Source organism: Mesotoga infera, from assembly GCF_900157305.1.
Lineage (GTDB): Bacteria > Thermotogota > Thermotogae > Petrotogales > Kosmotogaceae > Mesotoga > Mesotoga infera.
The window spans coordinates 2,094,038-2,106,660 of record NZ_LS974202.1 but is presented as its reverse complement, the minus strand read 5'-3'; the positions used below and the strand labels follow the sequence as shown (position 1 = coordinate 2,106,660).

Annotated in this window: 13 protein-coding genes and 1 riboswitch; of the genes, 2 read left to right on the top strand and 11 right to left on the bottom strand. The window is 48.1% G+C overall.

Annotated features, from left to right (window positions below):
• The first annotated feature begins 35 nt into the window (after positions 1–35).
• Together MESINF_RS09575 and MESINF_RS09570 are read left to right on the top strand one after the other, a co-directional pair.
• Positions 36–1,115 carry a serine hydrolase domain-containing protein gene (locus MESINF_RS09575; protein WP_169699611.1) on the top strand — a complete coding sequence of 360 codons (1,080 nt, stop codon included), beginning with the start codon at positions 36–38 and terminating at the stop codon, positions 1,113–1,115.
• Between the two features lie 84 nt (positions 1,116–1,199).
• On the top strand, positions 1,200–1,670 hold the full coding sequence (locus tag MESINF_RS09570; RefSeq protein WP_169699610.1) for a YbaK/EbsC family protein: 471 nt from the start codon (positions 1,200–1,202) through the stop codon (positions 1,668–1,670).
• Here MESINF_RS09570 and MESINF_RS09565 read toward each other — a convergent pair.
• From MESINF_RS09565 to frr, 11 genes are all read right to left on the bottom strand, one after another.
• Positions 1,661–2,440 (bottom strand): ABC transporter ATP-binding protein, encoded by a 780-nt coding sequence (locus MESINF_RS09565; RefSeq protein WP_169699609.1) that lies wholly within the window; start codon positions 2,438–2,440, stop codon positions 1,661–1,663. The genes MESINF_RS09570 and MESINF_RS09565 overlap by 10 nt on opposite strands.
• The gene (locus tag MESINF_RS09560; RefSeq protein WP_169699608.1) at positions 2,433–3,425 is read right to left on the bottom strand and encodes a FecCD family ABC transporter permease; all 993 of its coding nucleotides are present in this window, start codon (positions 3,423–3,425) and stop codon (positions 2,433–2,435) included. Before MESINF_RS09560 ends, MESINF_RS09565 begins: the two co-directional genes overlap by 8 nt.
• A complete protein-coding gene (locus MESINF_RS09555) occupies positions 3,422–4,306 on the bottom strand; it encodes an ABC transporter substrate-binding protein (RefSeq protein ID WP_231936714.1) in 885 nt (294 codons plus the stop codon). Before MESINF_RS09555 ends, MESINF_RS09560 begins: the two co-directional genes overlap by 4 nt.
• 53 nt (positions 4,307–4,359) lie before the next feature.
• A riboswitch (cobalamin riboswitch) is annotated at positions 4,360–4,526 on the bottom strand.
• A gap of 2 nt (positions 4,527–4,528) precedes the next feature.
• Entirely contained in the window at positions 4,529–6,328 is a 1,800-nt protein-coding gene (mutL, locus tag MESINF_RS09550) for a DNA mismatch repair endonuclease MutL (RefSeq protein WP_231936713.1), read from the bottom strand.
• A gap of 10 nt (positions 6,329–6,338) precedes the next feature.
• A complete protein-coding gene (locus MESINF_RS09545) occupies positions 6,339–6,494 on the bottom strand; it encodes an RRXRR domain-containing protein (protein ID WP_169699607.1) in 156 nt (51 codons plus the stop codon).
• A 208-nt stretch (positions 6,495–6,702) separates the two neighbouring features.
• A complete protein-coding gene (rlmB, locus tag MESINF_RS09540) occupies positions 6,703–7,470 on the bottom strand; it encodes a 23S rRNA (guanosine(2251)-2'-O)-methyltransferase RlmB (protein WP_169699606.1) in 768 nt (255 codons plus the stop codon).
• Complete coding sequence (locus MESINF_RS09535; protein WP_231936712.1) at positions 7,470–7,922, bottom strand: Mini-ribonuclease 3; 453 nt, start codon at positions 7,920–7,922, stop codon at positions 7,470–7,472. The genes rlmB and MESINF_RS09535 overlap by 1 nt, the downstream gene beginning before the upstream one ends.
• Entirely contained in the window at positions 7,870–10,482 is a 2,613-nt protein-coding gene (gene alaS / locus MESINF_RS09530; protein ID WP_169699605.1) for an alanine--tRNA ligase, read from the bottom strand. Before alaS ends, MESINF_RS09535 begins: the two co-directional genes overlap by 53 nt.
• Positions 10,483–10,494: 12 nt before the next feature.
• Positions 10,495–11,343 carry a phosphatidate cytidylyltransferase gene (locus MESINF_RS09525; RefSeq protein WP_169700995.1) on the bottom strand — a complete coding sequence of 283 codons (849 nt, stop codon included), beginning with the start codon at positions 11,341–11,343 and terminating at the stop codon, positions 10,495–10,497.
• Entirely contained in the window at positions 11,343–12,038 is a 696-nt protein-coding gene (gene uppS / locus MESINF_RS09520; RefSeq protein ID WP_169699603.1) for a polyprenyl diphosphate synthase, read from the bottom strand. The genes MESINF_RS09525 and uppS overlap by 1 nt, the downstream gene beginning before the upstream one ends.
• On the bottom strand, positions 12,038–12,595 hold the full coding sequence (gene frr, locus MESINF_RS09515; protein WP_169699602.1) for a ribosome recycling factor: 558 nt from the start codon (positions 12,593–12,595) through the stop codon (positions 12,038–12,040). The genes uppS and frr overlap by 1 nt, the downstream gene beginning before the upstream one ends.
• Positions 12,596–12,623 lie beyond the last annotated feature (28 nt).

Here is a 12,623-nt window from a genome sequence, read left to right as displayed (position 1 = left end):
ACCAAAAAGGATAACATGATTGAAAGGAAGCGGAAATGAGAAAAATTGCGTTTATCTGTATCGTTGTACTTTTCTCTTCAATGATCCTGGCTAACCCCCTTAATGAAGTCATTCAGAGAGTCGTTGATTTCGAAGGATTTTGGGGAGCGATTCTTGTGGCCCGGGGCGATGCTATACTTCATGCGGCCGGTTACGGAATGGCCGACGTTGAAAGAAATATCCCCAATACTCCAGAAAAGAAGTTCAGGATAGCCTCTATAACGAAACAGATCACCGCCGTGGCGATTTTGCAACTCGTCGAAAGAGGCGAGCTTACACTCGACGATCCTCTGTCAATGTATCTGGAGGGCTTCCCGAACGGAGAGAAGATTTTACTTAAATACATGTTGAATCACTCTTCGGGGATTCCAACCATGATAAATAGCGAGGAATTACTGGAAAATATACGTGTTTACGAAAACGACAAATCTCTTCAAAGCGCGGAAATCGAATACATCTCCACGCTTCCACTCAGGTTCGAACCAGGAACATCCTTCCTGTACAGTAACAGTGCTTACTTCCTTCTGGGGGTAATTATAGAAAAAGTAAGCGGAATGCCCTATGATGAATATTTGAGGGAAAATATCTTTAAGCCCCTCGGTATGAACAACACTGGCTATGATTTCAACGAGTACGACTCGGGATGGGCCCGGCCGTATTACTGCCAGTCGTATGTTATCGACGATGAGTTTATCAGAGAGGCCGACTGGGTGGATAGAAAACTGCCCGGAGGAGCTGGTGGCCTCTATTCAACGGTTTACGATCTATATCTCTGGGACAGGGCTCTGTACGGCACGAATATACTGTCCAAAGAGTCGGTGAAGATCATGGAAACACCTACAAGCCAGCTTCACGAAGCCGGCTATGGTGTTTTTGTGGGAACGGAGTTCATCGCCGGACAGTACAGGCGACTGGTCTATCACGATGGCGACACCAAGGGAACTTCTACCAGAATAAGCCGGTACGTGGAAGATGACATTTTCGTCGTCGTACTGAGCAACATCGAAGGAAAAGATTTCACCTCGTTGGCACATGAGCTGGCAAAAGCGGTTATAATAAACGATATGGGAAGATAAAATGATCGAGCAGCAACGGTGTATCTCACTCTAGCGAATCCAGACATTGCCTTTGTTAAGGCCGTGCAAAAAAGGGGGAGAGAAATGATTTCCGAAAAAGTCCTAAGGGTTTTGGAGAGGCACGGACTGAAGTACCGCGAATTCCCCGACGGTTCCACACCTACGGCCGTAACCGCTGCCGGTATGCTCGGCGTTGCGGTTGGTCAGATCGCGAAGTCGATCCTTTTTGTTTGCAAGAAAAACGGAGCCTTTCTAGTTGTCTGTCCGGGTGATCGTAAAGTCTCCTCCTCGAAATTGAAGAAAGTGACTGGTGAGAAACCACGCCTTGCTAGCGCCGATGAGACGGAATCCTTAACCGGATTCTTACCTGGCGGGGTGTGCCCCTTCGGTCTTAACGGAGTGAAGGTTCTGATTGACGAATGGTTGAGAGAATACGACAAAGTCTATCCTTCTGCAGGAACTTCGGGCTCGGCCGTGGAGACCACTTTTGAAGATCTTGTGAGGATAACCGGTGGTGAAGCCTTCGACCTTACCAACCCGCTCGATCAATCGTAGAAAACCACCAGTGGCAATTCCGTAATGGGATTTGTTATTATCTGGGCTCTGAGACCATAAACCTTCCATATTACATCGGGGTTCACCGTTTCCCAGACTTCACCAAGTGCCTCGATCTTTCCCTCTTTCATGAAAACCAGTCTGTCAGACATCTCTATAGCCTGGTTTAGATCGTGAAAGACGGCCATGGCACTCAGACCTTTGGCACGAACGAGATCGGTGGCAATCTTGCCAACTTTTCTTGAATGTCCGGGATCGAGATGCGAGGTGAACTCGTCCATGAGGAGTATTCTTCCCTCCTGGGCGAGCGCTTTGGCAATGACCACTCTCTGTTTTTCTCCGCCGCTCAGTGTACTGAAGAAGCGGTCTTTGAACCCGTATATCTCGGTAAGTTCCATGACTTCGTCTATGATTTCGTAGTCCTTGGCTCCAGGACCGGACAGTCCTTTGAGATATGGGTTCCTACCGAAAGAGACTATCGTCTCCACCTTCAGATCGAAGGAAGGATCGAAACTCTGGGGTATGTAAGAAAGTATTCTGGCCAATCTTTTACCCGTATAGTCTTTTAGAGGACTTCCCATTATCTCTATCGATCCGCTCCAGTTTTTTTGAATCCCGCATATAATGCTCATCAAAGTAGATTTCCCGCTTCCATTGGGCCCGAGAATACCGAGCACTTCGCCCTGTTTAAGGGTGAGATTTATGCCTCTTAAAACCTCTTCTCTCGAGTAGCTGAAGTGGAGATCCCTTATAGTTATGACATCATCCATTCCTGACCACTTCTTTACTCCTGAGAAGGTAGATGAAAACGGGAGCGCCCACAAGAGCCGTAACGGCCCCGATTGGCAATTCGGTTGGCTGAAAGAGTGTCCTGGCGAAGGTATCGCAAACGATAAGAAAAAAGCCACCCAGCAGCGCCGTTGCCGGAAGGTTCAGCCTGTTGTCCGTACCGAAGGCCAGTCGCACAATGTGTGGAATTACCAAGCCCACGAAACCTATCAATCCGGCCGTGGACACCGCTATCGCCGAGACGATCGAAACCGTGAAGAAGACAACGAACTTTATTCTCTCAGGGTTTACCCCAACCGTTATCGCGTGTTCCTCTCCCGTTGCCAGAATCAACATCTTTCTCCTGATCACGGTGAACACGGCGTACTGGAAGAGGGTCGCAGGTAGCAGCTTTAAAACATCTCCCCACGTGACTCCTGAGAGTGAACCGAGTGACCAAAAGTGAAGCGTTATAACGTTTCGCCATGCGAAAACCACCAGGAAGGTCACGGCCGCGTTGAAAAGCGAGGAGACGATCACGCCAGACAGCACAAGGGTCGTTATAGGAATCCGCCCACCCCTGCGCGAAATGGTGTAAGTCAAAAAAGCTGAAAAGACGGCGAAAATAAAGGCCATCAGATCTATATTGATGGTAGTCCTACTCATCTCCTTTATGAATAAGGAGAAGACGGCGCCAAAAGAAGCCCCTGCCGATATGCCTATTATGTACGGATCAGCAAGAGGGTTCTTCAACGTTAGCTGCAGACCGTTTCCGCCAACAGCCAATCCTGAACCTATGAGAAAGGCAACGAGAAGTCTGGGAAGGCGCAGATTCATGTAGATATTCGCACGCGATCCAGTTAGATTTCCAGAAATCATCTGAAAGACTTCAACCATCGAGTACTTAACGGTTCCAAAACTCGACGACCACAGCATCCCAATAAGGGATGCCGCGGCTATCGATATGAAAAGCAGTATCTTCTTCAATAAAAATACTCCTTCAGAGTCTTTACGAGATCTATGAATCTGGGGTTGGCGTAAGCCGTAAGCGAATCTGAGATAGGGTATACCCTCCCATTTTTAACTGCCGGGACTTCGGCGAAAGGTTTATAGGACGTTATCATCTCTACAGCTTCGCGCTGTCCCCCCTCGTAATAGTAGGGAACCAGGATTACATCCGGCTGCGTATTGAGAACGAATTCCGGGCTAACGGGGAACCACCCGTTGTTGCCGCTGTAAGGTGCTGCAACGTTGGCACCTCCGGCGTATGCTATTGCCTGGTTCACAAATGAACCGGTACCGCAGGTCCATATATCACTCACAGAACCGGCGATCATTATGTACATCACCTTCGGCCTTTCCTCCTGAGGAACGTTGTAAACGTCTTTGGCAACTTCAAGCACCCCGTTTCTGAAATCGGTGGCCACTTTTCTTCCTCGCTCGGGAATCGCGAAGATATTGCCGAGAACGGTAAGATTGCGGTAGATATCTTCGAAAGAGTTAGGATTTACCACGAACACATTGACCCCCATTCTCTCGAGCTTTTCCACTTCGACTTCCTGAATGCCCCCAGAGATGAGTACTAGATCAGGTTCAAGGGATAGAACCATTTCGAGGTTGAGAGGGGTGAGATTTCCTATTTTGGTAACCTCCCTCGAAAGGGCGAAAGAGTCCCAATCGGTTACGCCTACTATGGTGTGCGTGACGTCCAGAAGTTCCAGATAGTAGGTTATCGCAGGAGAGGCGATCACGACTCTCCCGGGAGTCTTATCGATCGAAACGAGACGTCCAAGGTCATCGACCAGTTCGATGGTCATAACCGTAGAGATCGCAAGTAGAACCGATAACACCAGAACCAGTTTTTTCATTAAAACTCTCCCCTTTTTGCAAGGAATTTCACCATCCTTCTGCCTCGGAAGGATGGTGATATCTCAACTCTGCTCAGGTCTCCTGACTCACGGCTCAACCTAATCTCCACGCCTTCCCGGTTTCCCAGTGGCACCTTGTGGATTTCGTAACCGTTCACAGTGGCGGGACCGTACCGGATTCTCACCGGTTTCCCTTGATACGGAGTTACAATGTCATAGGAACTATCTGGAGAAATACCTGTCCAGATCTTCCTGTCTTATTACCATGGATATCGGTCTTCCATGGGGACAGACGAGCAACTGCCTTTTCCTAAGCTCTTCGAAAAGTTCCCTCGCCTGTCCTATGTCAAGCTTGTCTCCAGTTCTTATGGCCGATTTACAGGCGATCGTCGCGAGAAGGTTATCGAAGACCCTTTCCGGTTCTTCGAGTCCTTCCAGACGTAATTCGTCAATCACTTCCCCGAGAGTTTCTGCCGCACTTTCAACTGGAAGTAACTGGGGTATCGCCACTAACAGAATTTTATCACCCTCGAACCTGAAATTAAAGCCGAGTTGTTCTATCCTCTCTCTTTTCAGTGTGAGAAGTTCCTTCCTTTCTGACTCGAAAGAGAGTTCGACGGGTACGAGTAGATTTTGAGAATCTATAACCATCTTCTCCTTCAATCTTTCGTACAGGATTCTTTCGTGGGCGGCGTGTTGATCGATGATCAACAGTCCTTCCCCCGATTCTACCAGTATGTACCTCTCTCCGAGGACACCGAGAAAGTCGGTTCTGTCCTCAACACTTTTTTTAAGAGCTTCGTCCTTTCTCGATTCGATGTAGGGTCTGAAAATCCTTCGTTCCAAACTCACGGGTATGCTCTCGTTTCTGTCGTAGTTTCTCCAGGAAGGCTCTTTTACCTCATCACTCATTCTGTCCGTTCTATCTGTCGGAAAAGCTTTCTCTCTATAACGAATTTTAGGTTCATCTCTCTCTTCTGACCTAGATTCTTCTCCGCCGATTGATGGAGGACGAATGTCAATAGAGAAACTCCCGGCATTTCTTATCGCGGACCTCACCGCTCTTTTAAGACCTTCAAGAATCGTCGCCGGAGATGCGAACTTCACCTCTAGTTTCTGCGGGTGGATGTTGACATCTACCTCGACCGGATCTATCTGAATAAAAACGACCGCGAAAGGGAAGTTCCCCTTCTCCAAGGCCTCTCCGTACCCTCTCTCGAGGGCGTAGTTGAGTTCGAACTGCCTCACATACCTGCCGTTCACGAAAATGTTCTCTCCCATTCTATTGCGTTTCGTCCTTACCGGGAGTGTGACTAGTCCTTCGATTCTCATCTCGCGAGTCTCTTCTTTGAACGGCAGTAAGTCTCTCCTTGAAAGTTCGGGGTAGATCATCAAGACACGATCTTCGATACCTGTCAGCCCCCTTGTGTCATAAACTTTCTGACCGTCGCGTATGTATAAGAAATCAACACTATGAAAGGATAATATGAATCTTTGCATCATCTCGGTGACCATCCGCCCCTCGATAGAGACAGATTTAAGAAATTTCCTTCTGGCAGGCGTGTTGAAGAGAAGATCGAAGACTTCGACTGTGGTACCCCTGGCTCCGTTGAAGAATTTTTCTCCGATCACTTCTCCGGCCGTAACTTCCAGTGTCACTCCCAGAGTGTCCTCAACACCCACAGTGGAGAGCAACATTCTTGAAACGGAAGCGATGGTGGAAAGCGCCTCGCCCCTGAAGCCGAAGGTCGAAAGAGAATCGAGATCTTCTATTGTCGCGATCTTGCTCGTTGTGTGGGGTTTCAAAGAGAGCCTGGCCTCTTCGAGCGTCATCCCGGTACCGTTGTCGCGCACCTTTATGTACTCTTTTCCACCGGATCTTATCTCAATCTCTACAAACGATGCACCTGCATCGATGCTGTTTTCTACCAGTTCTTTCAACACCGAGTAGCAACCGGTAACGACTTCGCCCGCGGCGATCTTCCTTACGACTTCACCCGGTAATTCATGAATCCTGATCATCTAAACAGCGTCAGGAGACACCGTGCTTCAGCGCGGTGAGGAATGACGCTTCCCTCCTTTCGCATAATAGCGGTTTAGACTTCTGTTCTTTCAATAGCTTCCTTGCTTTCTGCGGCTTACAGGGCATTAGCGGTTTCCCGTGCCTGTTAATAACGTAGACTAACATATAGCCCACCTCCTTACGGAGTAATTCTCCCATCGCCAATGTTATCCGACAGTTTCTCGTTAGCAGCACTGTCCCTACCTATCAGAACTGTTTAACCACTAACCGCAGAGCGTAAGACTTGGGAACGCATCCTACGGTGCCTATACATTTGCCGGTAACAGTGTCCGAAACACTTAGACTAGTCAACCTGAGCTACTAGCTCCCGGCTTTAGCCGGGGGTCGTTGACAGTTGAGATCTCTCCCCAATAATTATCCGCCGTCTTCTGTCAAACAAGAGGATAGCCGCCGAAGCGGCTACATTGAGTGAATCAACCGTCTTTTCCATCGGGATAGACACCAGCAGATCACTCCTCTCTTTCACCAGTCTTCTAACACCCTTTCCCTCGTTTCCAAAAATCATGGCCACTTTATCGTTGTACTCCACCTCGTAATAGGCCACACCGGACATGTCCGTCGCGTAGATCCAGTATCCGTTTCCCTTTAGTTTCTCCTGGAACCGGGCAAGATTACCCACAGGTATTACCGGAATCTTGAAGACAAGTCCGGCCGAGACTTTAACAACGGCCGGAGTAATCTCAGCCGAGTTACTCGTTGTGATCGCTATGGCATCGACTCCGGCGGCGACAGAAGTTCTGATTATCGCTCCCAGGTTGTGCGGATCTTGAACCTGATCCAGAAGAACTAGTGTAGATTTCTTTGAAGGGCTAGAGTCATTAAGAAAAGCGTCGGCGTCGGTATATGGAAACTCCTTCAGTTCGATCACGACGCCCTGGTGCTTTTTCTCCCTAGACAGGTTGGTTAACTTTTCCGGTGAAAGGATCTCTACACGAAGACCCTTATCCCTGGTCTCTTTTATCAGGTGCTCCAGCTGGCTATCGACATTCTTTTGATCGGTGAAGAGGACTCTTTTCACTTTTATATTACTATTTCTCAGACCGAGTAGCTCTTTCAGTACATTTCTTCCGTGGAGATACATTAAACCACCCTTTCAAGTAATTCTCTGAGATGGCCGAGTTCACCTTTCAGATAAAGATAACCGACCAGGGCTTCAAGCGCGGTAGCCATTCTGTAATCTTCATCATCCCCGTGTTTCTTGGCCCCCCTGGAGTTGTAACCCCTTCTGACAAGGCTTTTCTCTTCTTTGGTCAGCAATGGCATCAATATCTCAAGCGCCCTGTGTTGGCCCCGGGCGCTTACGTATTCGCTTACTATGTCGTGCTGAACCCCAGCTCTTCTATGAGCTCTCGATAGAGTGCTTAGCCTGAAGAAAAGCGTGTAAACTGCATCTCCGACATACGAAAGACTATCTAGCGAAAGCCGCTCGGGATCGGCAAACGTCTGAAAAAGAACGTCCGGGAGTTTTTCCCCGGACCTTTCATCGGATATATTCATCGATTCCGTTGATAACTCTCTGGAGTTTTCCGACATCCTTTCCTCCAGCCTGTGCGAATTCCGGCTTACCGCCGCCGCCCCCGCCCAGCTCTCTGGCTATCTTTCCGGCGATCTCGCCGGCTTTGAATCTGTCTGTGAGGCTCTTTTCAACCTTTACCACGAAGGACACGGAGTCGTCAACCTCGTTGAAGATAATGACGATTCCACCACCTTCCTTTCCGAGCAATACGTCTGCACTATTTCTCAAGACGTTCGACGGGGCCCCTTTTACCCTTCTCACAAGCACCCTTACACCTTCGACCTCTTTCCTTAGGTCATCCTTACTGGCATCTCCCGATAGGAGGCGCTCTTTCAGGCGCATTATTTCCTTATCTTTAGCTCTTAAATCGATTACGAGATTCTGCAGTCTCTGGACAAGAGATTCTTCGGGCACCTCCAGCAATTCACGGAAATGCTTTTCTCTATCGAAGAGCCTTCTGACCAGTTGGAGAGAATTCAGACCTGTTACAGCCTCTATTCTTCTGGTTCCAGCAGATACGGAAGTCTCTGATATTATCTTGAAAAGGCCAATTTCACCTGTATTGCCGGCATGAGTTCCACCACAAAGCTCTTTGCTGAAATCGTTGATGGTAACCACTCTGACCTTATCTCCATATTTCTCTTCGAAGAGGGCCATCACATCTTTTTCCTTCACTTCCGTGAAGTTAACTTCTGTGGTGTTTACCGGCACGGCTTGAAGTATTTGCTCGTTGACCAGATCTTCGACTCTTTTGATCTCTTCCTCGCTCATAGCCTGAAAGTGAGAGTAATCGAACCTTAGTCTGTCCGGAAGAACCAGAGAACCCGATTGATGCACGTGCTCTCCGAGCACTTTCCTCAGAGAAGCGTGAAGCAGGTGTGTAGCCGTATGGTTTCTCATAATGGCCCGTCTTCTGCTGTCGTCAACGACGAGATCAACCTTCTGACCGACAGTTAGAACACCCCTTTCGACCGTCACTCTATGTACTATCATCTCTTGATATGGAATGAAAACATACTCAACTCTCGCCATAAAGCCGTCTCCCTCGAGAGTGCCTTTATCGGTAACTTGCCCTCCTTTCTCGGGATAGAAAGGAGTTTGAAAGAAAACTACTTCACCAGTCTCACCCTGCGAAAGTGAGAAGACTTCGATTCCATCATTAACAAGGCCTATTACCGCTGATCGGTCTCTCATAGTTCTGTAACCTGTGAACACGCTGTTTCCGGTTTTTTCAAAGAGTTCCGTGTAAACCTGGACATCGCCGAGGTATTCCCTGTTGCCAATGGCTCCGCGGCCACGTTCTCTTTGTCTCTCCATAGCGGCTTCATAACCTTCTCTGTCGAGCTTTACTCCAGTGCCTTCTACCATCTCTTTCACGAGTTCCAGAGGGAAACCGTAAGTGTCGTGAAGGGTGAAAAGCTCCTCGCCTGTCAACTCTTTTTTATCGACAAGCATCGTTCTCAGTCGCTTCTCTCCGTTTTCCAGTGTGGAAAGGAACCGCTCTTCTTCCTTCAGTGTTATTTCCTGGGTGAAAGAAAGCCTCTCCCTGAGTTCGGGATATATATCTCCCATATGCGAGGCAACAGTTTCCACTATTCTGTAAAGGAAGGGCCTGTCGTATCCCAGGAGAGAGCCATGACGTACTGCCCTACGGAGGACTCTCCTCAGAACGTATCCACGCCCTTCGTTAGAGGGAAGAACTCCGTCTGAGATCATGAAGGCTATTGAGCGGGCATGGTCGGCTATGACTTTTATAGAGACGTCCCGTTCCTTCTGTGCACCGTACTTCACCGAGAGTATATCCTGAATCCTGTCGATTATGGGTATAAACATGTCGGTGTCGAAGTTTGTGTTCACATTTTGCATTATCGAGGCGGCTCTATCAAGACCGAATCCCGTATCAATATTCTTCTTTTCCAGGTAAACCAGGTTCCCCTCTTCGTCCTGGTTGTATTCGGTGAAGACAAGATTCCAGAACTCCAGGAATCGCCCACAATTACAGGCCGGACTGCAGTTATCGGGGTCGGGACAGTTGTCGTTCACTCCACGATCTATGAAGATCTCCGAGTCAGGTCCACACGGTCCGGTCGGCCCGGCCGGTCCCCACCAGTTGTCGTCCTTTCCAAGTCTGACGATTTTCCTCTCGGAAATCCCCACTTCTTCGTGCCATATACTGAAGGCTTCGTCATCGTCGAGATAAATAGATACCCAGAGAAGATTTTCAGGAAGCTTGAGATACTCGGTGACATACTCCCAGGCCCATTTTATAGCTTCCCGCTTGAAATAATCTCCGAAAGAGAAGTTGCCGAGCATTTCGAAAAAGGTCTGGTGTCTCGGTGTTCTACCGACATTCTCGATATCGTTGGTTCGGACACATTTCTGACACGTCGCAACTCTTTTGTATGTCGGTTCGACTTTTCCCCAAAAAATCGGTTTGAACGGCACCATGCCAGCAACTGTAAACATCAGTTGAGGATCATTGGGGATCAAGGAGGCGCTCGGAAGCCTCACATGATCCTTCGATTCAAAAAACTTGAGATAGCTCTCTCTTATCTCTGCGCCAGTCATGTATTTCATGGCGGAACCTCCTCAGGTCAACAAAGTCAGAAATATATAAAACATGGGTGTCACGAAGAGCACGCCATCTATACGATCAAGCATACCACCGTGACCGGGCAACAAGTTGCCCGAATCCTTAACGCCGTGATATCTCTTGAATGAAGACTCAACTATATCGCCTATCGTACCGAAGATCGATACTACCATGGCGAGAATCGCTATCTGAAACAGCCCCAGTTCCGGTCCATTGTAGAGTCCAAGTAGACCACTGATATAGATGAAAGCGATAATAAAAAGGATGGTTGTTATATATCCGCCGATCACACCCTCGAGACTTTTCTTGGGACTGTAACTGGGCGAGATTCTGATTTTCCCGAATCGCTTGCCCGAAAAGTAAGCGCCTGTGTCGAAAAGCCATACAGAGGTCAACGCCAACAGGGCCATCGAAGAGCCGAAGCGAAGATATATATGGTAGAAGAAGGCCAGATTGAACCCTACGTATACGAGTGAAAAAACCGAATTCACAATAATTTCCTTCGCACCCTTGACGTCTGATACCGTCATTATGACGATCGAGGATAAAGAGATCACGCCGACCGCAAATATCAGCTCGGGTCTTTGAAAGCTCATAAAGCTTGATCTATAAAGCAAAATGCCATACACGACGATTATGGCTGGGATGATACCGGATATAACCACTCTTACGACATCGTGATTGGTGCTTTTCAGACTGAACTTCAAGTATTCGTAGCTGGCAAATAGCACAACGGACGAGACCAATCCTATGAAAGAAAAGTAATTGACAAAGCAAAGAATTACAAATGGAGCTATAACAGCAGCGGTTACTATTCTGATAGTGGTCTCTGACAGTTTCTTCATCATTGATGGGCACCAAACCTTCGTTTTCTCTTCGAGTACTCCTCCATTATCTCGAGAAACTCCTCTTTGGTGAAGTCTGGCCAGAGAGTCTTTGTGAAATAAAGCTCGCTGTATATACTCTGCCACATGAGGAAATTGCTGAGCCGTTCCTCGCCGGAGGTTCTTATTATAAGGTCGGGATCGGGTACTTCCGGTAAATAGAGATTGCCGGTGATATCTTCCTCCGTTATTCTTCTCTTTTCGTCAATTCTCTGGCTTTCAATAAACCTGTTAACCGAATCCACTATCTCCGCGCGTCCACCGTAATTTAGGGCGACTATTACAGTAAGCTTCTTTCCACTGGCCGTTCTTGCTTCGATATGCTTCGCGAACTCTCTTAACTTTTCAGGAAGATCGTTTATCCGGCCTATGAAGCGCATCCTTACACTCTCGTCCAGCATGTTCTGCAACTGGCTCGCTATATACACCAACATAAGCTCGAAGAGAAAGCTCACTTCTCTTTCCGGTCTCTTCCAATTTTCGGTGGAGAAAGCGTACAAAGTCACGTACTTGATGCCTAGATCGGCGCACCAGTGGGAGGCTGCATCGGCAATTTCCGCCCCTCTTCTGTGTCCTTCTATTCTTTCCAGTCCTCTCTTTTCCGCCCAGCGGCCGTTACCGTCCATTATTATGGCAACATGACCGGGAAGGCTCATCAGAACTCCATGATTTCCTTGCTCTTCTTCTCGAAGGCCTTGTCCATTTCAAGAACGTACTTATTGGTCAATTCCTGGATATCCTCTTCGAATTTCTTAAGATCATCCTCTGTCATTTCAGAGGCCTTCTGAAGATCTCTGGCCTCCTTTATCACATCTCTCCTGATGTTTCTCACGGCGATTTTGCCCTTTTCGGCGTTTTCTCTGGCTATCTTCACCCATTTATCTCTCTGTTCGGTGGTTGGAGTAGGGAAGCTCAGCTTGATATTTACACCGTCGTTCATCGGAGTCAGGTCGAGCTTGGAGGCGAATATGGCTTTTTCGATCTGGCTGAGGACCGTTTTGTCCCAGGGTTTTATGATCAGGGTTCTGTCTTCGGTTACGGTGATGGTAGCGAGTTGATTTATAGGAGTAGGAACACCGTAGTAATCGACTTTCACTGACTCTAGAAGTGCCGGCGAAGGTCTTCCCGTCCTCATTTGACCGTATTCCTCAACGATCTTCTCCACACTCTTCTTCATTCTGTTTTCGGCATCTTTTAGAAGACTACTCATCATAAACCTCCCTTTCTTCCGTTAGTCATGG

Bases quoted from the DNA above. Each gene is read 5' to 3' on its own strand.
- MESINF_RS09575 (WP_169699611.1), top strand. From the start codon at position 36: ATGAGAAAAATTGCGTTTATCTGTATCGTTGTACTTTTCTCTTCAATG.
- MESINF_RS09570 (WP_169699610.1), top strand. From the start codon at position 1,200: ATGATTTCCGAAAAAGTCCTAAGGGTTTTGGAGAGGCACGGACTGAAG.
- MESINF_RS09565 (WP_169699609.1), bottom strand. From the start codon at position 2,440: ATGGATGATGTCATAACTATAAGGGATCTCCACTTCAGCTACTCGAGA.
- MESINF_RS09555 (WP_231936714.1), bottom strand. From the start codon at position 4,306: ATGAAAAAACTGGTTCTGGTGTTATCGGTTCTACTTGCGATCTCTACG.
- mutL (WP_231936713.1), bottom strand. From the start codon at position 6,328: ATGATCAGGATTCATGAATTACCGGGTGAAGTCGTAAGGAAGATCGCC.
- MESINF_RS09545 (WP_169699607.1), bottom strand. From the start codon at position 6,494: ATGTTAGTCTACGTTATTAACAGGCACGGGAAACCGCTAATGCCCTGT.
- rlmB (WP_169699606.1), bottom strand. From the start codon at position 7,470: ATGTATCTCCACGGAAGAAATGTACTGAAAGAGCTACTCGGTCTGAGA.
- MESINF_RS09535 (WP_231936712.1), bottom strand. From the start codon at position 7,922: ATGTCGGAAAACTCCAGAGAGTTATCAACGGAATCGATGAATATATCC.
- alaS (WP_169699605.1), bottom strand. From the start codon at position 10,482: ATGAAATACATGACTGGCGCAGAGATAAGAGAGAGCTATCTCAAGTTT.
- MESINF_RS09525 (WP_169700995.1), bottom strand. From the start codon at position 11,343: ATGAAGAAACTGTCAGAGACCACTATCAGAATAGTAACCGCTGCTGTT.
- uppS (WP_169699603.1), bottom strand. From the start codon at position 12,038: ATGAGCCTTCCCGGTCATGTTGCCATAATAATGGACGGTAACGGCCGC.
- frr (WP_169699602.1), bottom strand. From the start codon at position 12,595: ATGATGAGTAGTCTTCTAAAAGATGCCGAAAACAGAATGAAGAAGAGT.